This is a genomic window from Kineococcus sp. NBC_00420 (assembly GCF_036021035.1).
GTDB lineage: Bacteria > Actinomycetota > Actinomycetes > Actinomycetales > Kineococcaceae > Kineococcus.
In genome coordinates, this window is the sequence record NZ_CP107930.1 from 3,475,638 (window position 1) to 3,497,783 (window position 22,146).

Here is a 22,146-nt window from a genome sequence, read left to right on the forward strand (position 1 = left end):
CCAGAGGAGGTCGAGTTGAACCAGGACGTCGAGGAACCGGTGGAGGAGATTCCCCGCGATGCAGGCATGGCGACGGCGGAGTACGCGATGGCGACGCTGGCGGCGTGCGGTTTCGCCGCGCTGCTCATCGCGATCCTGCGCAGCGACGAGGTGCGCGGGATGTTGCTGGGCATCGTCCGGCAGGGTTTGAGCCTGGGATGAGGGGAGCAGGACGGGACACCGGTTCGGTCACCTCCGAGTTCGCGCTGGCGCTGCCGGCGGTGCTCGTCCTGCTGGCCCTGGCCCTCGGTGCGGTCCGTGTCGTGCTCACCCAGGTGCAGTGCGTCGACGCGGCCCGCGCCGGGGCCCGGGTGGCCGCCCGCGGGGAGGACCCGGACGTCGTCCGCGCCGCCGCCGCGGCCCTCGCCCCGGACGGCGCCGGCGTCTCGGTCACCCGTTCCCCCGGTCACGTCGTCGTCGAGGTGAGCTCCGCCGCGCGTCTGGTCGGGCCGCTCGGCGGTTCGGTGCCGGCCCGGGCGAGCGCGACCGCGGCGGTGGAGGGGTGAGACGCGACGAGGGGAGCGGGAGCGTCCTCGTGCTGGGGATCTGCTCGGCGCTGATCTCGCTGCTCCTGCTGGTGCTCGCGCTCTGCGGCGCGGTGCTGGCCCGGCACCGCGCCGAGGCCGCCGCCGACCTCGCGGCGCTCGCGGGCGCCGACGTGGTCGTGGGCCGGGCCGCGGGTGACCCGTGCGCCCGGGCCCGGCAGGTGCTGCTCGCGCAGGGCGCGGCCCCGGCGGGGTGCGTCGTGGCGGACGACGGTTCGGTGCTCGTGGGGGCGAGCGTCCGGCCGTCGGGTCTCGCCGGGGTCCTCGGTCCGGCCCGGGCCCGGGCCCGCGCAGGTCAGGCGACCGAGACCGCCCCGGGGACGGACCCGAGGGCGTCGTGGTGAGCCACGAGCGCGGCGACGAGCACGTCGAGCACGGCGACGGCGCCCGCCTTGTCGAGGGGTTCGTTGCCGTTGCCGCACTTGGGCGACTGCACGCAACCGGGGCACCCCTGCGCGCAGCGGCAGGCGAGCACGGCGTCGCGGGTGGCGGTCAGCCACTCCTCGACGCGGGCGTGCCCGCGGTCGGCGAAACCCGCTCCGCCGGGGACGGCGTCGTGCACGAAGACGGTGGGCAGGCCGGTGTCGGCGTGCAGTGCGGTGGAGAGTCCGCCGAGGTCCCAGCGGTCGCAGGTCGCCAGCAGCGGCAGCATCCCGATCGAGGCGTGCTCGGCGGCGTGCAGCGCACCGGGCAGGCGCAGGACGTCTCCGAGGACCCCCTCGGCGACGTCCTCGTCGAGGGTCCACCAGACGGCCCGGGTCCGCAGTCGACGTTCCGGGAGTTCCAGCGGACGTTCGCCGATGACGGTCCCGGAGCCGACGAGCCGGCGCAGGAAACCCGTGACCTGGCTGGACACCTCGACCACCCCGGAGGAGATCGTGACCGGCCCGGCGCGGTGGGTCCCGTCGACGGCGAGGACCCGGACGTCGGAACTCGACCGGGCGTGGGTGGTGTAGCCGGGTTCGGGTTCCGGGTGCACGGTCGCGAGGCCGTCCTCGAGGTCGAGGTGGTCCACGACGTAGGTCCGTCCCTGGTGCACGTGGACGGCCCCGTCGTGGACCTGGGAATCGGCCGAACTCGCCTCGATCGTCCCGAGGACCCGGCCGGTGCGTTCCTCGACGATCCGCACGCTGCCGCCCGCCCCGCGCAGGTCGGTGAGGTCGCAGGCGCGGTCGCGTCGGGTCCAGTACCAGCCGTTCACCCTGCGCCGCAACAGACCTCGTCGCACCAGGAGGTCGACGACGTCGCGGGCGACGGGGGAGAAGAGTTCCAGGTCGGCCTCGGTCAACGGCAGTTCCTGCGCCGCCGCGGCCAGGTGGGGGGCCAGGACGTAGGCGTTGTCGGGGTCGAGGACCGTCGCCTCGACGCCGACGCCGAACAACGCCTCCGGGTGGTGCGCGAGGTAGGTGTCCAGGGGGTCGTCCCGGCAGACGAGGACCCCGAGCGCAGGGTTCCCCCGACGTCCCGCACGACCGATCTGCTGCCAGAACGAGGCCCGTGTGCCCGGCCACCCGGCGACGAGGACGGCGTCGAGGCCGGCGACGTCGACGCCGAGTTCGAGGGCGTTGGTGGTCGCCATGCCGACGACCCGTCCGGAACGCAGACCCTCCTCCAGCACCCGGCGGTCCTCGGGGAGGTAGCCACCGCGGTAGGCGAGCACCCGCTCGCCCAGCGACGGGTCGACCTCGGCGAGTCGACGCCGGGCCCCGGCCGCGACGGACTCCGCCCCGGCCCGGCTGCGGACGAAGGCCAGCGTCCGGACCCCGTCGGCGACGAGGTCGCCCAGCAGGTCGGAGGTCTCGGCCGTCGCCGTCCGGCGCGACGGCTCGGCGGGCTTCGACCCGTCGGGGCCCGCGGGCGCGGCGCGCAGCGGTGGCTCCCACAGCGCGACCGAGACCGGCGGCCGGGCCGAGGTGTCCTCGGCCACGACGTGGACGTCGACCCCGGTGAGCCGACGGGCCGTCGTGGCCGGTTCGGAGACCGTGGCCGAGGCCAGCACGAAGACCGGTTCGCTGCCGTAGCGCGCCGCGATCCGACGCAGCCGACGCAGCACCGCGGCCGCGTGCCCGCCGAAGACCCCGCGGTAGGTGTGCAGCTCGTCGACGACCACGAAGCGCAACCTCCGCAGGAAGCTCGCCCAGTGCTCGTGCCCGGGCAGCACCGAACGGTGCAGCATGTCGACGTTGGTCAGGACCACCCCCGCGTGCTCGCGGATCCAGCGGCGCACCTCCGGCGGGGTGTCGCCGTCGTAGGTGCTGGTGATCGGCGCGTCCAGGCCGAGGGCGCGCAACCTCGCGTCCTGGTCGGCGGCCAGCGCCTTGGTGGGCGAGAGGTAGAGCGCGGTGGCGCCCTTGCCGTTCGGGGCGGCGGCGGCGGTGGCGCGCAGCGAGGTCAGCACCGGCAGCTGGAAGGCGAGCGACTTCCCCGACGCCGTCCCCGCCGAGAGCACGGTCGAGCGCCCGGCCCAGACCGCGTCGGCCGCCTCGACCTGGTGGCGCCAGGGCAGCCCACCGGTTCCGTGTTCGAGGGCCGCCACGACCTCCGGGTCGGCCCACCCGGGCCACGGCAGCCGCTCACCGGCGCGCCCGGGGAGGTTCTCGACGTGGCGGACGCGGTCGCTGCGGACACCGGCGTCGAGCAGGTGCTGCCAGCGGGATTCCACGCCGCCAGTGTCCCCCCGATCGGCCCGGTCCCGGGGCGAGGCACTCCCCGGGGGGACGACGTGGCCGAAGTTGGACAAGCTGCTCACGGAGCGCGATGGTTGAATGCAAGGGAGGGCAGTGCACGACGGCCCTCGCAAGGCAGCCCAGAGCACGCACGTCTGCTCCGCGACCAGCGAGCATCAACCAGCAGCGAGGAGGGTCCCAGTGGACCTGTCGGTGACCAGCCGCGAGGAGAGCGGCCGGACTGTCGTCGAGGTGTCCGGCGAGATCGACGTGTACACGGCACCGACCCTGCGCGAGCGGTTGAACGAACTCGTCGGGGCCGGCCACCACCACCTGGTGGTGGACATGGAGGGTGTCGAGTTCCTCGACTCCACCGGGCTCGGTGTCCTCGTCGGAGGCCTCAAGCGGGTCCGTTCGCACGACGGCTCGCTGCACCTCGTGTGCCAGCGCGAGAAGATCCTCAAGGTGTTCCGGATCACGGGGCTGACCAAGGTCTTCCCGATCCACGACACCGTGGCCGACGCGATCGCCGCTTCGTCGGCGACGGACGAGGCCAACGCCTCGTCCTGACCGAGCACGCCCCGGATCCCCTCGAGCAACAGGAATCGTCGAACCCGTGCCCACCGTCACCCTGCGGTTCTCACCGCTCGCCGAGCACGTACGCACCGCTCGGCTCGTGGCGGTCTCCGTGGCCCGGCGGGCCGGGTTCGGCGAGAACCAGCTCGACGAGATCCGGATCGCCATCGGCGAGGCGTGCGCGCGCGCCGTCGCCGGTGGCACCCGGACCTCCGCCGCGCCCGTCGGTCTCGTCGACATGCGGTTGTGCGACGACCAGGACCGCCTGGACGTGACGGTCGTGCAGTGCGACGCGCACGGCGAGCCCCTGCCCGACACGGGGTCCGACCTCTCCGAGACGGACTCCCTCTCGTTGGCGTTGATGGCCGGCATGGCCGACACCAGCGAGCAGACGGCGTCCGCGGACGGCGTCGCCCTCAGCTGGACCCGTCAGGCCGTCGACGGCCCCGGGCACTACGCGCACTGACGCGCGTCGTCCCTCTCGCCGTGCCCTCGTGCGCGCGGTGACCTCACACCCGAACCGCACGCCTCCCGACAACGCCGTGATCATCGGCGATCGCACGGTGTAGCACTCTCGGCGGTGCAGCCCTACGCTGCGTGTCAAGGTCATCACACGTCGAGGAGGACGGATGCCCCCCACCGTGCCCGTGAACCTGTCGAGTTCCGCGCAGAGCATCGCGATCGCCGTCGCGGTCGTCGCTGTCCTGTCGCTGGTCGCCGCCTGGGTCTTCCGACGACAGGTGCTGGAGGCCGGCGAGGGCACCGAACGCATGCAGGAGATCGCCGGTGCCGTGCAGAACGGCGCTGCGGCCTACCTGCGGCGGCAGTTCCGCACGCTGGTCTGGTTCGCCGTGGCCGTGCTGCTCCTGCTGCTGGCGCTGCCCGCCGACGGCTGGGACCTGCGCATCGCCCGCAGTGGCGCCTTCGTGCTGGGCGCGGTGTTCTCGGCGGCCATCGGCTACCTCGGGATGTCGCTCGCGGTGCGCGCCAACGTGCGCGTCGCGGCCGCGGCCCGCCAGGGCGTCGGGGGCCGGGAGACCGGCATGCGGATCGCGTTCCGCACCGGCGGTGTCGTCGGGATGACGACGGTCGGGCTGGGTCTGCTGGGCGCGTCGATCGCCGTCCTCGCCTTCGGCCCCGACGCCCCCACCGTCCTGGAGGGTTTCGGTTTCGGCGCCGCGCTGCTGGCGATGTTCATGCGCGTCGGCGGCGGCATCTTCACCAAGGCCGCCGACGTCGGGGCCGACCTCGTCGGGAAGATCGAGAAGGGCATCCCCGAGGACGACCCGCGCAACCCGGCCACCATCGCCGACAACGTGGGCGACAACGTGGGCGACTGCGCCGGCATGGCGGCCGACCTCTTCGAGTCCTACGCCGTCACGATCGTCGCCGCGGTCATCCTCGGCAGCACCGCCGTCGGGGAGGACGGACTCGTCCTGCCGCTGCTCATCCCGGCCATCGGGGCCATCACGGCGGCGCTGGGGGTCGTCCTGGTCCGGGCCCGGCCCGGGGTCAGCGGGCTCACCTCCATCCAGAACGGCTTCTACCTCTCCGCGGGCATCGCCCTGCTCGGTTCCGCGGTCGCCTGCTACGCCTACCTCCCCTCCCGCTTCTCCGGGTTCGCCGGCGCCGACCCCAGCGTCGCGGGCCTCAACGGCGACCCCCGGCTCATCGCCTCCGCGGCGGTGCTGCTGGGGATCCTGCTCGCGGTCCTCATCCTCTTCCTCACCGGCCACTACACCGGCACCGAGTCGAAGCCCACGCGCGACGTCGCGAACGCGTCGACGACGGGCGCGGCGACCGTCCTGCTCTCCGGGATCGGTCTCGGACTGGAGTCCGCCGTCTACACGACCCTCGTCATCGCCGGAGCGGTGTTCTTCGCCTTCGTCCTCGCCGGCGGGGTCCTCGCGCTGGCGATGTTCCTGGTGGCGCTGGCCGGGTGCGGGTTGCTGACGACCGTGGGGGTCATCGTCGCGATGGACACCTTCGGGCCGGTCAGCGACAACGCCCAGGGCATCGCCGAGATGAGCGGGGACGTCGACGAGGCGGGGGCCGCGGTCCTCACCGAGCTCGACGCCGTCGGCAACACCACCAAGGCGGTCACTAAGGGGATCGCCATCGCGACCGCGGTGCTCGCCGCGACGGCGCTGTTCGGCTCCTACCAGGACGCCGTCCTCACCCGGATCAACGAGGTCGCGGTCGCGATCGAGACCCCGTCGCAGTACCTGCAGCGCACCATCGGCGACTTCAGCGTCTCCACGCCGACGACGCTGGTCGGGGTCCTGCTCGGCGCGGCCGTGGTGTTCCTCTTCGCGGGTCTGGCCATCAACGCCGTCGGCCGCTCCGCCGGGGCGGTCGTCCTCGAGGTCCGGCGGCAGTTCGCCGAGCACCCCGGGATCATGGACGGGACGGAGAAGCCCGACCACGGCCGGGTCGTGGACCTCTGCACCCGCGACGCCCTGCGCGAGCTCGCGACGCCGGGCCTGCTCGCCGCCTTCGCCCCCATCGCCGTCGGCTTCGGACTCGGGGTCGCCCCGCTGGCCGGTTTCCTCGGCGGCGCGATCGGGGCGGGCGTGCTGATGGCGGTCTTCCTCGCGAACTCCGGTGGGGCCTGGGACAACGCCAAGAAGCTCGTCGAGGACGGGTTGCACGGCGGGAAGGGTTCCGCGGCGCACGAGGCGACCGTCATCGGCGACACCGTCGGTGACCCGTTCAAGGACACCGCCGGGCCCTCGATCAACCCGCTCATCAAGGTGATGAACCTCGTCGCCCTGCTCATCGCCCCGGCCGTCGTGACGTTGTCCATCGGGGCCGACGCGAACGCGTGGCTGCGCTACGGGATCGCGGTCGTGGCGACGGTGATCATCGTCGTCGCGGTCGCCGTCAGCAAGCTCCGGCAGGTCGACATGGCGGCTCCCACCTCGCCCACCCCGTCCGCGGCGGACCTGGACCTGCGCACCCAGGAGAACGTCGAACGCCTGCCGTGAGGCGGGTGCGGCAGACTCGCCCGACGTGAGCACTCCCAGCACCGACCCCCGCGTCCTCGTCGCCGACCTGCGGGCGGACCTGCAGGCCGCGAACTACACCGTGGACGGGGTCGGTGCGCTCGTCGGCGACGTCGCCTCGGCGGCGCTGGACCGGGAGCAGTCGCTGCCCGCGCTGCGGGCCACGGAGGGGTCCAGCGATCCCGCGGCCGTCCTGCTGCGCGTCACGACCCTCGGGCGGGCCGTGACCCGGGCCGCCCTGGACGCCGCGCTGCCGCGGACCGGGACCGCCGGGGCCGAACGGCTCGGGCTGGTCCGGGCCGCCGGGTCGGCCCCCGAGGACGAGGTGAAACCCCTCGTCGACCTCCGGCCGTACTCCGTCGACGACGCCGCCGGGACCGCCCACTGGTGGCTGGTCAGCGACCTCGGCGAACTCGCGACGGGGGAGGCGCTGTCCGCCGACCACGTCCTGGGCGTCGGCGGCGCGTCGCTGACCCTGGCCTCGGCGACGATCCGCACCCCGGTCGAGCGCGTCCTCGACCTCGGCACCGGCTGCGGCATCCAGGCGCTGCACGCCTCCCGGCACTCCCGCCGGGTCACCGCCACCGACACCTCCGAGCGTGCGCTCGACCTCGCCGCCGTCAACGCCGCGCTCAACGAGGTCGCCCTCGACCTGCGCCAGGGCTCGCTCTTCGACCCCGTCGAGGCGGGGGAACGCTTCGACCTCGTCGTCTCCAACCCGCCGTTCGTCATCACCCCGCGCACCGACGCGGTCCCGACCTACGAGTACCGCGACGGCGGGATGCCGGGCGACTCCCTCGTGCAGCGCCTCGTCGGCGGCGTGGGCGAGATGCTCGCGCCGGGCGGCGTCGCGCAGCTGCTGGGCAACTGGGAACTGCACGAGGGGCAGAACTGGTCCCAGCGCCTGGAGGAGTGGCTGGCGGGGACCGGGCTGGACGCCTGGGTCGTCCAGCGCGAGGTCGCCGACCCGGCGCTGTACGCCGAGACGTGGATCCGCGACGGCGGCCAGAAGTCCGGGCCCCGCTTCGACGAGCTGTACACGGCCTGGCTCGACGACTTCGCCGCCCGCGGGGTCACCGGGGTCGGGTTCGGGGTGCTGACGCTGCGCCGGCCGCTGCGCTCCGGGGCCCCTCTGCGCCGCTTCGAGGAGAACTTCGCGACGCTCTCCGACCCGCTGGGGGAGGTGTTCGCCGCCGGGCTGGCCGTGCACGACCGTCTCGCCGGGCTCGCCGACCCGGACGACCTCGGTGACCTCACCCTCCAGGTCGCGCCCGACGTCACCGACGAGCGCTTCCACACCCCGGGGGACCCGGACCCGCGGATCGTGCTGCTGCGCCAGGGCGGCGGACTGCGCCACGTCGCTCAGGTCGACGGCGACCTCGCGGGACTCGTCGGGGCCTGCGACGGGGAGCTGACCGTGGGCCAGATCACCGCCGGGCTCGCCGTGCTGGGGGAGGAGGCGGTCGGCGAGGTCCGCACCCGCCTCTACCCCCGGGTCCGCGACCTGATCGCCGACGGGATCCTGCTGCTCCCCTGAGGCGCTCGGGGGCCGGGTCGGGTTCGGGTCGTGGACTCGACGCAGCGAACCTAGCGGCGCGTGGAGTCCACGACCCACCCCCGGAGGGCGCGGGACGAGCGCCGGTTGCGGGGGACGCGAGGCGGCGTGCGACATTGTCAGCGCGCTCGTTCGATGCACGGAGTGGCAGCACGGCGTGCGAGAGTGCACAGGGTGTGACGGCCCGGTGGGCCGCGCCCGACACCCGAGCAGGGTGGACGAGAAGTCGAAGGTGAGAGGCAGGACCAGTGGCGGGCAAGCCCCAGGGAACGCGAGCGTCCGGCGACGGACTGCGCCGACTGGTGATCGTCGAGTCGCCGAGCAAGATCGACAAGATCTCGACGTACCTCGGGCCGGGTTACCAGGTGGAGGCCAGCTACGGCCACATCCGCGACCTCCCTCAGCCCTCCCAGCTGCCCGACGACGTCAAGAAGGGCCCGTACGGGAAGTTCGCGGTCGACGTCGACCACGGCTTCGAGCCGTACTACGTCGTCGACGACGACAAGAAGAAGAAGGTCAACGAGCTCAAGCGCGCCCTCAAGGACGCCGACGAGCTCATCCTCGCCACCGACCGCGACCGCGAGGGCGAGGCCATCGCCTGGCACCTCGTGCAGGCTCTCGAACCGCGCGTCCCCTACCGCCGCATGGTCTTCGGCGAGATCACCCGCGAGGCGATCCAGCAGGCCGTCGGCGAGCTGCGCGACATCGACGACCGCATGGTCGACGCGCAGGAGACCCGCCGCATCCTCGACCGCCTCTACGGCTACGAGCTCTCGCCCGTGCTGTGGCGCAAGGTTCGCGCGGGGCTCTCCGCCGGCCGCGTCCAGTCCGTCGCGACCCGCCTCTGCGTCGAGCGCGAACGCGAGCGGATGGCGTTCGTCGCCGCGAGCTACGCCGACGTCACCGGTACCTTCACGGCCGACGACGGAGCGTTCGGGGCCCGCCTGTCCAGCCTCGACGGCAAGCGCGTGGCCACCGGCCGCGACTTCGGCGACGACGGCCGGCTCAAGAGCCAGAACGTCGCGCACCTCGACGTCCCCGCCGCCCAGGCCCTCGTCGACGGTCTCGCCGCCGCGAGCTTCGCCGTGCGCGGGGTGGAGGAGAAGCCGTACACCCGTCGTCCGGCGGCACCGTTCATCACCTCCACGCTGCAGCAGGAGGCGTCGCGCAAGCTGCGTCTCAACGCCCGTCAGGCCATGCGCACCGCGCAGGGCCTCTACGAGCGCGGCTACATCACCTACATGCGTACCGACTCCATCCAGCTGTCCTCGCAGGCGCTGTCGGCGGCCCGGGCGCAGGCGCGGGAGCTCTACGGCAACGAGTACGTGCCGGAGCAGCCGCGCGCGTACGCGTCGAAGTCGAAGAACGCGCAGGAGGGCCACGAGGCCATCCGTCCCGCGGGGGAGACGTTCCGCACCCCCGCGCAGGTCTCCGGTGAACTGCGCGGCGACGACTTCCGGATGTACGACCTGATCTGGAAGCGCACCGTCGCGTCGCAGATGCAGGACGCCCGCGGCACCACCGCGACCGTCCGCCTCGGGGCGACCACGGCCGACGGTCGCGACGCCGAGTTCTCCGCCTCGGGCACGATCATCACCTTCCGCGGTTTCCTCGCCGCCTACGAGGAGGGTCGCGACCAGACCCGCGACGCCGAGACCGACAGCGGCGACGACGACCGTCGCCTGCCCCAGGTCAGCGCGGGGGACGCCCTGCGCGCCTCCGACCTCGCGACCGCCGGGCACGAGACCTCCCCGCCCGCCCGCTACACCGAGGCGAGCCTGGTGAAGGCGCTGGAGGAGAAGGGGATCGGGCGTCCCTCGACCTTCGCCTCGATCATCTCGACCATCGTCGACCGCGGCTACGTGCAGTACAAGGGCAACGCCCTGGTGCCGATGTGGCTGGCGTTCGCGGTGACGCGCCTGCTCGAGGAGCACTTCCCCAAGCTCGTCGACTACGACTTCACGGCCGAGATGGAGAACGACCTCGACGCGATCTCGCGCGGTGAGGCCGAACGCGTCGACTGGCTGACGAAGTTCTACTTCGGCGCCGACGGCCCGGCCGGCGGCGTCGTCGCGACCCCGCCGAACCCGGACGGGTCCAGCGGCGGCGCGACCGCACTCAACGGCATCAAGGGCCTCGCCGACGACCTCGGGGCGATCGACGCCCGCGAGATCTCGACGATCCCCATCGGTGAGGGCATCGTCCTGCGGGTCGGGCGCTACGGCCCCTACCTGGAGGGCCCGGACCGCGAGACCGGTGAGCTGCTCAAGGCCTCCGTCCCCGAGGACATCGCGCCCGACGAGATGACCGTCGACAAGGCCTACGAGCTGCTCACGACGCAGTCCGAGGGCGACAACGTCCTGGGGCAGGACCCGGAGTCGGGGCGCACGATCGTGGCCCGCGTCGGCCGCTACGGCCCCTACGTCACCGAGCTCGTCGAGGACGAACCCGCGCCGGAACCGCCGGTCGAGGGGGCGCCGAAGAAGCGAGCGGCGAAGAAGGCCGTGAAGGCGAAGCCGCGCACGGGGTCGCTGTTCAAGGACATGTCGGTGGAGTCCGTCACCCTCGAGCAGGCCCTGCAGCTGCTGTCGCTGCCGCGCGTCGTCGGCGCCGACCCCGAGTCCGGCGACGAGATCACCGCGCAGAACGGCCGCTACGGTCCGTACCTGAAGAAGGGCACGGACTCCCGCTCGCTGGAGTCCGAGGACCAGATCTTCTCGATCACCCTGCCCGAGGTCCTCGCGATCTACGCCCAGCCGAAGATGCGCCGCGGCCAGGTCGCCAAGCCCCCGCTCAAGGAGCTCGGTGCGGACCCCGAGTCCGGTCAGCCCATCGTGATCAAGGACGGCCGCTTCGGCCCGTACGCGACGGACGGCACCACCAACGCCACCCTGCGCAAGGACGACGACCCCGAGACGGTGACGCTGGAACGCGCCGCCGAGCTGCTCGCCGAGAAGCGGGCCAAGGGGCCGGTCAAGAAGACCGCGCGCAAGACGGCGGCCAAGAAGACGGCTGCGAAGAAGACCGCGGTCAAGAAGACGGCGGCCAAGAAGACTGCCGCGAAGACGACCGTCGCCTCCGACGCCTGACCCCTCATCCGTGATCCCGCTGGGAGTCCCAGCGGGATCACGGGCGGAGGGCGGGGGGTGTCGGACGGGGCATCTACCCTGACGACGTGACTGAGACCGCGGCGCCCGACACGGCGGTTCCGAACCACGACGTCCGGGCGTTGCTGCGTCAGTACCCCGACTTCCGCCGCATGTGGCTCTCGCTCATGCTCTCCAGCTTCGGCGACTGGCTGGGCATGCTGGCCAAGCTGGGCACGGCCGCCGGGCTGACGGTGGGGAACTCGACCCAGACCAGCGTCGCCGTCTCGACGGTCTTCATCCTCCAGCTGGCCCCGGCCGCCCTCCTCGGGCCGCTGGCCGGAGCGTTGGCGGACCGCCTGGACCGGCGGGCGACGATGGTCGTCGGTGACGTGCTGCGCTTCGGGCTCTTCATCTCCATCCCCATCGTGGGCAGCCTCACCTGGCTCTTCGTCGCGACGCTGCTCATCGAGCTGGTCACGCTGTTCTGGGGTCCGGCCAAGGACGCGACGGTGCCGAACCTGGTGCCGAAGGAACGCCTCGAGGTCGCCAACCAGATCAGCCTCGTCGCGACCTACGGCTCCGCCCCGGTCGCCGGGCTCGCCTTCATCCTGCTGACCCTGCTCACCGGGGTCCTGGACAACGCCCTGCCCTTCCTCGCGGGCAACCAGTCCAACCTCGCGATGTACGTCAACGCGTTCACCTTCCTCATCGCCGCGGTGGTCATCTGGCGCCTGGACATCCCGCCGCGCCCGCCGCGTCCGCGCGAGGGCGGGCTCGCCCCGACGCTGGGCCGCGACATCGTCGAGGGCTGGAAGTTCGTCGGGGGGTCCCCGCTGCTGCGCGGCCTCGTCTTCGGGATGCTCGTCGCCTTCGGTGCCGGCGGGGTCGTGCTCGGGCTCGGCCGTGCCTTCGTGACCGGCCTCGGCGCGGGTGACCCGGGCTACGGCGTCGTGGTGATGGCCGTCTTCGCCGGGGTCGCGCTCGGGGTCTGGCAGGGGCCACGATGGCTGTCCGGGCTGAGCCGCCGGCGCACCTTCGGGCTCGCGCTCTCCGCGGCCGGGGTCGCCCTCGTGCTCGTCGCGCTGGTCGGCAACATCGTCGTCGCCTCCCTCTTCGTCGTCGCGCTGGGGCTGTTCACCGGGCTCGCCTACGTCTCGGCGTACACGTTGCTCGGCCTCGAGGTCGACGACGACGTCCGCGGCCGGACGTTCTCCTTCGTCGGCTCCAGCACCCGCGTCGTGATCATCGCCGTCATGCTCGTCGCCCCGTGGGTGGCGCGCTTCCTCGGCGACCGCACGATCGCTCCCAGCGCGCACTGGTCGGTGACGTACTCGGGCGCCTCCCTCGCGATGGCCGTCGCCGGCGTGATCACCGGGATCGCCGGGTTCGTCTCGCTGCGCCAGATGGACGACCGGCGCGGCACCAGCCTCTGGGCCGACCTCCTCGACGCCTTCCGGCACGGGGAGACGCCCGCCCTCGACGCCCCCGCCCGCGCGGCGCGCACCGGTGCCGGGTGCTTCGTCGCCTTCGAGGGCGGTGACGGGTCGGGCAAGACGACCCAGGCGAGGTTGCTCGCCGAGTGGTTGGAGGGCCTCGGTCACGAGGTCGTGATCACCCGCGAACCCGGCGGCACGGCGACCGGTCGGGAGCTGCGCGAGGTCCTGCTCAGCCACCGCGGGGACGAGCAGCCGCTGAGCCCGCGCGCCGAGGCCCTGCTCTTCGCCGCCGACCGCGCCCAGCACGTCGCGGAGGTCGTCCGGCCCGGGCTGGCCCGCGGGGCCGTCGTGCTGAGCGACCGCTACGTCGACTCCTCCCTCGCCTACCAGGGCGCGGGTCGCGACCTGCCCGCCCACGAGGTCGAGCGGCTGTCGGGCTGGGCCACCGAGGGCCTGCTGCCCGACCTCACCGTCGTCCTCGACGTCGACCCGGTCACCGCCGCCGCCCGCCGGGCCGGGCGCGCCGCCGACGACCGGATGGAAGCGGAGTCGCAGGCCTTCCACGCCCGGGTGCGCGAGCAGTTCCTGCTGCTGGCCGCCCGCGACCCCGGGCGCTACCTCGTGCTCGACGCGACCGCCTCGCCCGGGGCCGTGCAGGAGAAGCTGCGCACCCACCTCGCGACCCGGCTGCCCGCACCGGCCAGGGTGGCCGCGCGGTGAGCGTCTGGGACGACGTCGTCGGGCAGGGCCCGGCCGTCGAGGTCCTCGCCCGGGCGGCGCTCGCGGCCCGGCGCGGGACCAACGGGATGACCCACGCCTGGCTGCTCACCGGCCCGCCGGGGTCGGGGCGGTCCACCGCGGCGCGCGCCTTCGCGGCGGCGCTGGAGTGCGAGGACCCGGTCGAGATCGGCTGCGGGGTGTGCAGCGGCTGCCGGACGGCGCTGGCCGGGTCGCACGCCAGCGTCACGGTCTTCACGACCGAGCACACCTGGATCCGCCGCGAGAACGTCGAACCGCTGATCCAGACCGCCCAGCGCCGTCCGTCGGTGGGGCGCTGGCGGGTCATCGTCATCGAGGACGCCGACCGGCTCAACGAGACCTCCGGCAACGTCCTGCTCAAGACCATCGAGGAACCGCCGCCGCAGACGGTGTGGCTGCTCTGCGCGCCGGCCGTCGACGACGTGCTGCCGACGATCCGCTCGCGCTCGCGGCACGTGCCGCTGCGGATCCCGCCCGCGGACGCCGTCGCGGAGCTGCTGGTGCGCCGGGACGGGATCGACCCCGTGATGGCCGCCTTCGCGGCCCGCGCCGCGCAGAGCCACGTCGGTCTGGCCCGGCGCCTGGCCCGTGACGAGGGCGCCCGCATCCGGCGGCGCGAGGTCCTGCGGTTGCCGCAGCGGCTGCGCGGGGTCGGCGACGCCGTCGTCGCGGCCGGGGAGCTCGTCGAGGTCGCGGCCGAGGAGGCCGGCTCCTCGACCACCGAACGCGACGCCCAGGAGAAGGCGAACCTGCTGCGGGCCCTGGGCGCCGACGGCGTCGCGACCGTCCCCCCGGCCGTGCGGGCCCAGGTCCGCCAGCTCGAGGAGGACCAGAAGCGGCGGGCGCGCCGGCACCAGACCGACGTCCTCGACCGCTCGCTCGTCGACCTGCTCGGCCTGCTGCGCGACGTCCTCGTCGTGCAGCTCGGGGCCCCGGTGGACCTGGTGAACTCCGACATGACCGGCGAGATCCGCTCGATGGCCGAAGGCTCGACCCCCGAGGACACCCTCCGCCGGACCGACGCGGTGCAGCTCGCGCGCGAGCGGCTGGCGCAGAACGTCGCCCCGCTGCTGGCGATCGAGGCGCTGGCGCTGAGCCTGCGGGCACCGAACCGCTGACCCGGTACGTCCCGTACGGTGGGAACACCATGCGCAGCACCCGAGGAGTTCTGCCGCGCCGGGCCGCGGTGCCCCTCGCCGTCGTCCTGCTGGCCGGGTGCTCGGCCTTCGGCGGCTCCGACCCGCAACCCTCCCCGGTGGGCACGGCGTCCAGCGTCGCGAGCGAACCCGCGACCGACCCGTCGCTGGCGGCCTTCTACGACCAGGACCTGCAGTGGGCCGACTGCTCCGGCGGGTTCCAGTGCTCGCAGCTGACCGTCCCGCTCGACTACGCCGCCCCGCAGGGCGCCACGATCTCGCTGGCCGTCGTGCGGTTGCGGACGGCGGCCAAGGGTGACGACCGGCTGGGTTCGCTCGTCCTGAACCCGGGCGGGCCGGGCGCCTCCGGCATCGAGTACGCCCGTGCGGCTGAGAACGTCACCTCCGACGCCATCCGGAACCACTTCGACGTCGTCGGCTTCGACCCCCGCGGGGTGGGGACGTCGGCGCCCCTGAAGTGCCTGCCCGACAGCGCGATCGACCGGTTCCTCGCCACCGATCCCACCCCGGACGACCCGAGCGAGGTGGCCGCGCTGGGCGAGCAGACGACCGCGCTGGGCGCGGGGTGCGCGGCCGCGGGGGAACTCGCCGCGCACGTCGACACCCGCTCCGCGGCGAGGGACATGGACGTCCTGCGCGCCGCCCTCGGGGACGCCAAGCTGAACTACCTCGGCAAGTCCTACGGCACCTACCTCGGCGACTGGTACGCCGAGCTGTTCCCGCAGCGCGTCGGCCGGTTCGTGCTCGACGGTGTCCTCGACCCCGCGCTGAGCAGCGTGCAGGTCAACGAGGGACAGGCCGCCGGGTTCGAGGTGGCGTTGCGCTCCTACGTGCAGGGGTGCCAGGGCGGCGACGACTGCCCGCTGACCGGCAGCGTCGACGACGGCGTCGCGCAGGTCCGCGCGTTCCTCGACGCCCTCGACGCGAAGCCCCTGCCGACGAGCTCCAAGCGGGACCTGGTGCAGGGGCTCGGCTACCTCGGCGTCGCCTACCCGCTCTACGCGGAGTCGTTGTGGCCGCAGCTGTCGGCCGCGCTGAAGAGCGCGTTCGCGGGGGACGGGACGGCGCTGCTGACCCTCGCCGACGCCTACGCCCACCGCGGCGCGAACGGCGCCTACCTCGACAACTCCAGCACGGTCATCTACGCCGTGAACTGCCTGGACCGCGACGACGCCGAGACGCTGCCGCAGGTCGAGGCGACCGCGGCGCAGTTCGCGGCGACGTCGCCGACGTTCGGGCCGTTCCTGGCCTGGGGCGGTCTGGCCTGCACGAACTGGCCCATCGCCCCCGTGGGGGAGGCCCGTCCGCTGCACGCGGAGGGGGCCGGTCCGATCCTCGTCGTCGGCACCACGCGGGATCCGGCCACGCCGTACCGGTGGGCGCAGAACGTCGCGGGTGAACTGTCCTCGGGGAGGCTGCTGACCTACGACGGTGACGGGCACACCGCCTACGGCATGGGGTCGAAGTGCATCGACGCCGCCGTCGACACCTACGTCGTGTCCGGTGTCCAGCCGGACGAGGGCACGACCTGCTCCTGACCGGACCTCGCCCCGACCTCGACCCCGACTGCGCGGCGGCTACGACCCGCGGCGCGATCGGCCGCGACGTTCGGCCCACGACACCGCGCCGGTGGACACCTACGGTGACGAGGTGACCGCAGCGAACCTCTCCGCCGGGTTCGGCGTCCCGGGACGCTGGGGGCGCGCGCTGCGGATCACCGGTGACGTGCTCGTCGTCCTGGTCTGCTGGAGCCTCGGAGCCGCGCTCATCGGGGTCGGTCTGGACGAGACCCCGGGGCAGCGGGCCGACGGCTGGATCGCCCTCGACGCGCTGCTCGGCCTCGTCTGCACGCCGTTGCTGTTCCTGCGCCGCCGCCGGCCGGTGCTGGTCGCCGGCGTGCTCGTCCTCGCCTCGGTGCTCTCGCTGGCCGTCGCGGTCGCCTCGGTGGTGGCGGTGTTCTCGGTGGCCGTCCGTCGCCGCTGGCCGACCGCGGCCACCGTCACGGCGGCGTCGGCGGCGGCCGGGCTGACCCAGTCGGCGCTGTGGCCGGACCCCGACCTGGCCTGGTGGCTGCTGGTGCTCAGCCAGGTCGGGGTCCTGCTGCCGGTGCTGGCCTGGGGGATGTACGTCCGCAGCCGGCGGGAACTGGCCGCGTCCTGGCGCGAGCAGGCCGTCCGCGCCCGGGCGGAGCAGGAACTGCGCGCGGAGCAGGCCAGGACGGTCGAACGCTCCCGCATCGCGCGCGAGATGCACGACGTCCTGGCCCACCGGATCTCGCTGGTCAGCATGCACGCCGGGGCGCTGGAACTGCGGCTGGAGGGTTCCGGCGATCCCGAGGTGGTGAACTCGGCGGCGACGATCCGGCGTTCCGCGCACGCCGCGCTGGAGGACCTGCGCGACATCCTCGGGGTGCTGCGCCAGAGCGTGGAACCCGCGGCGGTCCCGCGCCCGCAGCCGACCCTGGCGGACCTCCCGGAACTCGTCGCGGAGGTCTGCTCGCTGGGGTTCACCGTCGACCTCGACGTCCGGGTACCGGACCTCGCCCTCGTGCCGGAGGCGTTGGGCCGCACGGCGTTCCGCGTCGTGCAGGAGGCGCTGACCAACGTCCGGAAGCACGCCTCGGGGCACCGCGTGCGCGTGCTGGTGGAGGGTCGACGCGGGCGGTCCCTGCTGGTCTCGGTGGTGGACCAGCCGCTGGGGTCCGGCCCGGTCCCCGTCGTCGTCGGCGCGGCGCCCGTCTCGGGTTTCGGACTCGTCGGCCTCGCCGAACGGGTCGCGCTCGTCGGCGGCCGGTTGCGGTCGGGTCCGCTCGGCGCCGGTTTCGAGGTCTGCGCGCGGATGCCCTGGCCGCGGTAGCGCTCGTCAGTCGTCGGTGTGCAGGTGGGTCCGCTCGCCGTCGCGGTCGAAGATCGACAGCAGTTCCAGGTCGCCGGCGCCGGGGTCGACGCCGATCCGGTGCGGGGTCATGGTGTCGAACTCCGCGGCCTCGCCCGGGTTCACGAGGAACGTCCGGTCGCCGAGTTCCAGACGGGCCCGCCCGGCGAGCACGGTGAACCACTCGCGGCCGGGGTGGATCCGGGGTTCGCCGACGGTGACGTGGTCGGCGCTGATGCGGGCTTTCGCGACCGTCACCCCGGCGACGGCACGTTCCCTCGACAGCAGCCAGGTGGTGACCCCGGGGCGGTGCTGGGGGAGGGCGCGGATGACCACGTCGTCGGTGCCGGTGGTGTCGACGAGGTCGTCGAGGGTGGTGTCCAGGGCCCGGGCCAGGGGGACGAGCTGGTCGAGGGCGATGCGGCGGTGGCCGGTCTCGATCCGGCTGAGCGTCGAAGAGCTCATGAAGCAGCGGGCGGCGAGGGAGTCGAGCGACCAGCCCTTGGCCAGGCGCAGGCCGCGGATGCGCCCGCGGATGATCGCGTCGATGTCTTGCTCCATGCGCAAGAGTCTATGCGTTCAGCGCAGGACCCGCCTACCGTGGAGGGCATGGACCACCACGCACCCCACGGAACCGGCCACGAACACAGGCACGCTGAGCAGGAGTCGGTGCTCGACCTCGACGCGGAGGTCTTCGGCGCCCAGCTCGGCGAAGCCCTCGACCTCGCCCCCATGACGACCCCGCGACGTGTCGTCGACCTCGGCGCCGGGACCGGGACGGGCACCCGTCTGCTGCGGTCCCGCTTCCCCGACGCCCACCTCACCGCCGTCGACAACTCCCCCGGGATGGCGCAGCGGCTCCGGCAGCAGGGTTTCGACGTCCACGAGGCCGACCTCGACGCGGGGTTCCCGCCGCTGGGGCCGGTGGACCTGGTGTGGGCGTCCTCGTCGCTGCACCACGTCGCCGACCCGGCCGCCCTGCTGGCCGGGGTGCGCGCGGCGCTCGCCCCCGGCGGGGTGCTCGTCGTCCTGGAACTCGACGGCCTGCCGCGGTTCCTGGCCGCCCCGGGCTTCGAGGACCAGGCGCACGCGGCCGCCGTCGCGGCCGGCTGGAACCACTACCCCGAGTGGCAGTCCGTGCTGGAGGCCGCGGGGTTCTCGGTCACCCGCACGTCCCTGACCACCACCGCCCCCGACGGCCCGACGGCGCGCCGCTACGCACGGCTGTGGTTCGACCGGTTCTCAGCGGGTTTCGGGATGAGCCTGCAGGGGGTTCCGGTCGAGTTCGCCCCCCGCGTCACCCGTACCGTCTGGATCGCGGAGGTGGCCCGGTGAGGTTCGAGTGCGACGTCGTCGTCGTGGGGGCCGGTGCGGCCGGGACGTCCGGCGCGATCGCGTTGGCCCGGTCGTTGCGCTCGGTCGTCGTGGTCGACGGCGGCGAACCTCGCAACGCCGTCTCCGACCACGCCCACAACGTCCTCGGCCGGGAGGGGGTCCGCCCGCTCGACCTGCTCGCCGAGGGCCGCCGGGAGGCCGAGGGGTACGGGGTCCGGTTCGTCGACGACCGGGTCGTCGTCGCCCGGCGCGAGGGCGACCGGTTCGAACTCGTCCTGCTCGGCGGGACGACCGTGCGCGCCCGGCGGGTGCTGCTGGCGTCCGGGCTCGTCGACGAACTCCCCGACGTCCCAGGGGTGCGGGAGTTCTGGGGCAGCAGCGTCCTGCACTGCCCGTACTGCCACGGCTGGGAGGTCCGCGGGCAGCGGATCGGGGTCCTCGGCAGCGGCCCGAACAGCCTGCACCAGACGTTGCTGTTCCGGCAGCTGTCGCCCGACGTGACGTTGTTCCAGCACACCCTGGACGACGTGCCGGAGGAGACCCGACGGCAGTTCGCGGGCCTCGGGGTCCGTGTCGTCCGCGGTGAGGTCCGCCGGGTGTCCGGGACCGACGAGAACCTCACCCTCGACCTGGGGGAGACGGCGGAGACCGTCCAGGCCCTCGTCGTCGCCCCCCGGTTCCGCGCCCGGGGCGACCTGTTCGCCCAGCTCGGCGGGGAACTCACCGCGCACCCGATGGGGGAGTTCGTCCGGACGGGGATGGGCGGCGTCACCGACGTGCCCGGAGTCTGGGCTGCCGGGAACGTCACCGACCTCGGCGCGATGGTCGCGGCCGCCAGCGGTTCCGGGGTGCTCGCGGGCGCGGCGATCAACGGCGACCTCGTCGCCGAGGACGCGCGCGCCGCCGTCCTCGCCCGCTGATCACCGGTGGGAGGGTGGGCGGGTGGAGACGCAGTGGATCGAACGGGACGACGTGGACGACGCGGCCCTGGCCTACGAACACCGACCCGGTCCGGGGCCGCTCGTGGTGTTCCTGCACGCGGGGGTCGCGGACCGGCGCAGTTGGCGGGACGTGGTGCTCGACGGGACCGCGACGCTGACCTGGGACCGGCGGGGTTTCGGGGAGTCCGCCCCGGGCGGCACGGCGTTCAGCCACCTCGAGGACCTCCGGGCCCTGCTCGACGCCACCTCGCCGGAACCCGTGGTCCTCGTCGGGAACTCCATGGGCGGCGGCCTCGCGCTGGACGCGGCGCTGGAGTTCCCCGACCGGATCGCCGGCCTGCTGCTGCTCGGGACGGCGGTGAGCGGTGCCCCGTCCCCGACGGTCGCGGACCTGGAACCCCGCACGCTCGAACTCGACGCCGCGGTGGACGCGGCGGTCGTGGCCGGTGACCTCGACCGTGCGGCGGCGTTCGAGGCCGAACTCTGGCTCGACGGTCCGCTCGCCGCACCCGGCCGCGTCGGCGGGGTGGCGCGCGGGCTGTTCCTCGACATGGCCCGGACCGCCCTGGCGACCGGTGCCGCCGAGCACGGCGGTTCCGCCGTCGACGCCTGGTCCCGCCTCGGCGAGCTCGACCTCCCGGTGACGCTCGCGAGCGGCGACCTCGACGCTCGCTACTTGCAGACCCGTACCGAGGAGCTCCTCGCGCGGATCCCGGGTGCCGTGCGGGCGGAACTCCCCGGGACGGCGCACCTGCCGTCGCTGGAACGCCCCGACCTGGTCCGGGACCTGGTGCGGGGCGTCCTGCGACGGGTCGCTCAGAGGTAGGGACGCGTCGTCAGTTCGAGGTAGTGCCCGGCGGGGTCGAGGAAGTAGACCCCGCGACCGCCGTGCTCGGTGTTCGTCTCGCCGGGCCGGGTGCGCTGCGGATCGGCCCAGTGCTCGCGTCCCTGCGCGAGGAGGCGGGTGTGGGCGCGGTCGAACAGCTCCTCGTCCACGAGGAACGCGTAGTGCTGCGGCTGGATCTCCTCGACGGGCGGTTCGGCGAACTGGAGCAGCACGCCGTCGGGCAGCAGCAGGTTGGTGAACGGCCCCCAGCTCGGGGCGTCGGACAGTTCGATCAGGTCGCGCAGGAACGCCGCCGACGCGTGGCGGTCGCGGGCGGCGACGATGGTGTGGTCGAACGATGCGGGCACGGTGCGCTCCTCGGGTGGTCACGGCGATCGGGGTCGCCGGAGAAGGAGCTCGTGCGCGCGCCCCCGGACGGGGTCGGACCGGAACCTCCCAGCGACTCGGGGCCCTGAGGGCGCACTCGGGAAGTTAGCAGCGCCTGGGCCGGTGATGGAAGACGCGGTGGAGGTGAAGAGCACCCGGGGAGTCCTGTAGGCTCACTCACCGTGCCCGTGAGGGCGCTGCAGTGGAAGATGCCGCCTTAGCTCAGTCGGCCAGAGCGACGCTCTCGTAAAGCGTAGGTCCGGGGTTCGATTCCCCGAGGCGGCTCCACGGAGGCCCGTCCCGCACCAGCGGGGCGGGCCTCTCCCCGTTCCCGGGCGGTGCGATCCTGAACCCACTGTGAGCCACCTCCTGGACCCCGCCGCCCACGCCGACAACTGGCTCTGGGCGCTCTGCGTGCTCCTGGCGACCGTGGTGGTCGGTGCGGTGCTGCCGGTCCTGCCGACGGGAGCGGCGGTGAGCGCGATGGCGGCGCTGGCCCACCACCGGTCCTGGGTCTCGCTGAGCGAGGTCGTCGTCGTCGGGGGAGCCGCCGCCTACGTGGGCGACCTCGTCCTCTACGCGGTGCTGCTCAAGGGGTCCCACACCCGGCTGGGCCGGTGGGTGCACCGTCGCGCGGGCGGGCTGGACGACCGGCTCGACGACCTCGGGGAGCGCCTCGCGCGTCACGACGTGGGGACGCTCACGACGTCGCGGCTGCTGCCGGGCGCACGGATCCCGGTGATGGCCGCGGCCGCCGCGACGGAGTACCCGGTCGTGCGCTTCGCCGTCGCCAACGTCGTCCCGGTGGCCTGCTGGGCGCTCGCCTACAGCGCGATCGGCCTCGCCGGGCGCAGCGTCAGCGACCGCCCGTGGGTCGGGGCCCTCGTCGCGATCGCCTTCGGGGTCGCGGCCTCGGCCGTGGTCGGTCTCGTCCGGCGGCGGCGCGCCGGCTGACC

19 protein-coding genes and 1 tRNA gene are annotated in these 22,146 nt (G+C 73.8%); 17 read left to right on the top strand and 3 right to left on the bottom strand.

Annotation, left to right across the window (positions count from 1 at the left end; translation table 11 throughout):
• Positions 1-15 precede the first annotated feature (15 nt).
• The 3 genes from OG218_RS17130 to OG218_RS17140 are packed head-to-tail and all read left to right on the top strand — an operon-like array spanning position 16 to position 928.
• Positions 16-201: a DUF4244 domain-containing protein gene (locus tag OG218_RS17130; protein ID WP_328294440.1), complete on the top strand. Its 186-nt coding sequence runs from the start codon at positions 16-18 to the stop codon at positions 199-201.
• Positions 198-545: a TadE family type IV pilus minor pilin gene (locus OG218_RS17135; protein ID WP_328294441.1), complete on the top strand. Its 348-nt coding sequence runs from the start codon at positions 198-200 to the stop codon at positions 543-545. Before OG218_RS17130 ends, OG218_RS17135 begins: the two co-directional genes overlap by 4 nt.
• Positions 542-928, top strand: coding sequence for an Rv3654c family TadE-like protein (locus OG218_RS17140; protein WP_328294442.1), 387 nt, complete (start codon positions 542-544; stop codon positions 926-928). Before OG218_RS17135 ends, OG218_RS17140 begins: the two co-directional genes overlap by 4 nt.
• Here OG218_RS17140 and OG218_RS17145 read toward each other — a convergent pair.
• Positions 880-3,246 carry a DEAD/DEAH box helicase gene (locus tag OG218_RS17145; RefSeq protein WP_328294443.1) on the bottom strand — a complete coding sequence of 789 codons (2,367 nt, stop codon included), beginning with the start codon at positions 3,244-3,246 and terminating at the stop codon, positions 880-882. The two genes, OG218_RS17140 and OG218_RS17145, sit on opposite strands and share 49 nt — an antisense overlap.
• 205 nt (positions 3,247-3,451) lie before the next feature.
• Between OG218_RS17145 and OG218_RS17150 the strand changes: the two genes are divergently transcribed.
• The 9 genes from OG218_RS17150 (at position 3,452) to OG218_RS17190 (ending at position 17,683) form a co-directional block, all read left to right on the top strand.
• The gene (locus OG218_RS17150) at positions 3,452-3,820 is read left to right on the top strand and encodes an STAS domain-containing protein (RefSeq protein WP_328294444.1); all 369 of its coding nucleotides are present in this window, start codon (positions 3,452-3,454) and stop codon (positions 3,818-3,820) included.
• Between the two features lie 46 nt (positions 3,821-3,866).
• Positions 3,867-4,292, top strand: coding sequence for an ATP-binding protein (locus OG218_RS17155; RefSeq protein ID WP_328294445.1), 426 nt, complete (start codon positions 3,867-3,869; stop codon positions 4,290-4,292).
• A gap of 163 nt (positions 4,293-4,455) precedes the next feature.
• Entirely contained in the window at positions 4,456-6,813 is a 2,358-nt protein-coding gene (locus OG218_RS17160) for a sodium-translocating pyrophosphatase (protein WP_328294446.1), read from the top strand.
• 25 nt (positions 6,814-6,838) lie between these two features.
• Positions 6,839-8,368, top strand: coding sequence for a DUF7059 domain-containing protein (locus OG218_RS17165; protein ID WP_328294447.1), 1,530 nt, complete (start codon positions 6,839-6,841; stop codon positions 8,366-8,368).
• Positions 8,369-8,634: 266 nt separating this feature from the next.
• Positions 8,635-11,475, top strand: a complete 2,841-nt coding sequence (gene topA / locus OG218_RS17170) for a type I DNA topoisomerase (protein ID WP_328294448.1) — start codon at positions 8,635-8,637, stop codon at positions 11,473-11,475.
• An 86-nt stretch (positions 11,476-11,561) separates the two neighbouring features.
• Positions 11,562-13,631 carry a dTMP kinase gene (tmk, locus tag OG218_RS17175; RefSeq protein WP_328294449.1) on the top strand — a complete coding sequence of 690 codons (2,070 nt, stop codon included), beginning with the start codon at positions 11,562-11,564 and terminating at the stop codon, positions 13,629-13,631.
• Entirely contained in the window at positions 13,628-14,788 is a 1,161-nt protein-coding gene (locus OG218_RS17180) for a DNA polymerase III subunit delta' (RefSeq protein WP_328294450.1), read from the top strand. The genes tmk and OG218_RS17180 overlap by 4 nt, the downstream gene beginning before the upstream one ends.
• Positions 14,789-14,817: 29 nt before the next feature.
• Positions 14,818-16,365, top strand: coding sequence for an alpha/beta hydrolase (locus OG218_RS17185; protein WP_328294451.1), 1,548 nt, complete (start codon positions 14,818-14,820; stop codon positions 16,363-16,365).
• Positions 16,366-16,477: 112 nt separating this feature from the next.
• Positions 16,478-17,683: a sensor histidine kinase gene (locus OG218_RS17190; protein ID WP_328294452.1), complete on the top strand. Its 1,206-nt coding sequence runs from the start codon at positions 16,478-16,480 to the stop codon at positions 17,681-17,683.
• Positions 17,684-17,689: 6 nt separating this feature from the next.
• Here OG218_RS17190 and OG218_RS17195 read toward each other — a convergent pair whose 3' ends face one another.
• Positions 17,690-18,262: a helix-turn-helix transcriptional regulator gene (locus OG218_RS17195; protein WP_328294453.1), complete on the bottom strand. Its 573-nt coding sequence runs from the start codon at positions 18,260-18,262 to the stop codon at positions 17,690-17,692.
• 108 nt (positions 18,263-18,370) lie between these two features.
• On the opposite strand from OG218_RS17195, the gene OG218_RS17200 reads away from it, so the two are divergent.
• Genes OG218_RS17200 through OG218_RS17210 form a run of 3 tightly spaced genes read left to right on the top strand, consistent with a single transcriptional unit; the run spans position 18,371 to position 20,803 of the window.
• Positions 18,371-19,036, top strand: coding sequence for a class I SAM-dependent methyltransferase (locus OG218_RS17200; protein WP_328294454.1), 666 nt, complete (start codon positions 18,371-18,373; stop codon positions 19,034-19,036).
• Positions 19,033-19,956 carry an NAD(P)/FAD-dependent oxidoreductase gene (locus OG218_RS17205; protein WP_328294455.1) on the top strand — a complete coding sequence of 308 codons (924 nt, stop codon included), beginning with the start codon at positions 19,033-19,035 and terminating at the stop codon, positions 19,954-19,956. The genes OG218_RS17200 and OG218_RS17205 overlap by 4 nt, the downstream gene beginning before the upstream one ends.
• Before the next feature lie 22 nt (positions 19,957-19,978).
• Positions 19,979-20,803: an alpha/beta fold hydrolase gene (locus OG218_RS17210; RefSeq protein ID WP_328294456.1), complete on the top strand. Its 825-nt coding sequence runs from the start codon at positions 19,979-19,981 to the stop codon at positions 20,801-20,803.
• Here OG218_RS17210 and OG218_RS17215 read toward each other — a convergent pair.
• Positions 20,794-21,171 carry a VOC family protein gene (locus OG218_RS17215; protein WP_328294457.1) on the bottom strand — a complete coding sequence of 126 codons (378 nt, stop codon included), beginning with the start codon at positions 21,169-21,171 and terminating at the stop codon, positions 20,794-20,796. The two genes, OG218_RS17210 and OG218_RS17215, sit on opposite strands and share 10 nt — an antisense overlap.
• A gap of 230 nt (positions 21,172-21,401) precedes the next feature.
• On the opposite strand from OG218_RS17215, the gene OG218_RS17220 reads away from it, so the two are divergent.
• Together OG218_RS17220 and OG218_RS17225 are read left to right on the top strand one after the other, a co-directional pair.
• Positions 21,402-21,478: transfer RNA gene (locus OG218_RS17220), tRNA-Thr, on the top strand.
• 69 nt (positions 21,479-21,547) lie between these two features.
• Complete coding sequence (locus OG218_RS17225; RefSeq protein WP_328294458.1) at positions 21,548-22,144, top strand: DedA family protein; 597 nt, start codon at positions 21,548-21,550, stop codon at positions 22,142-22,144.
• Positions 22,145-22,146: the final 2 nt, after the last annotated feature.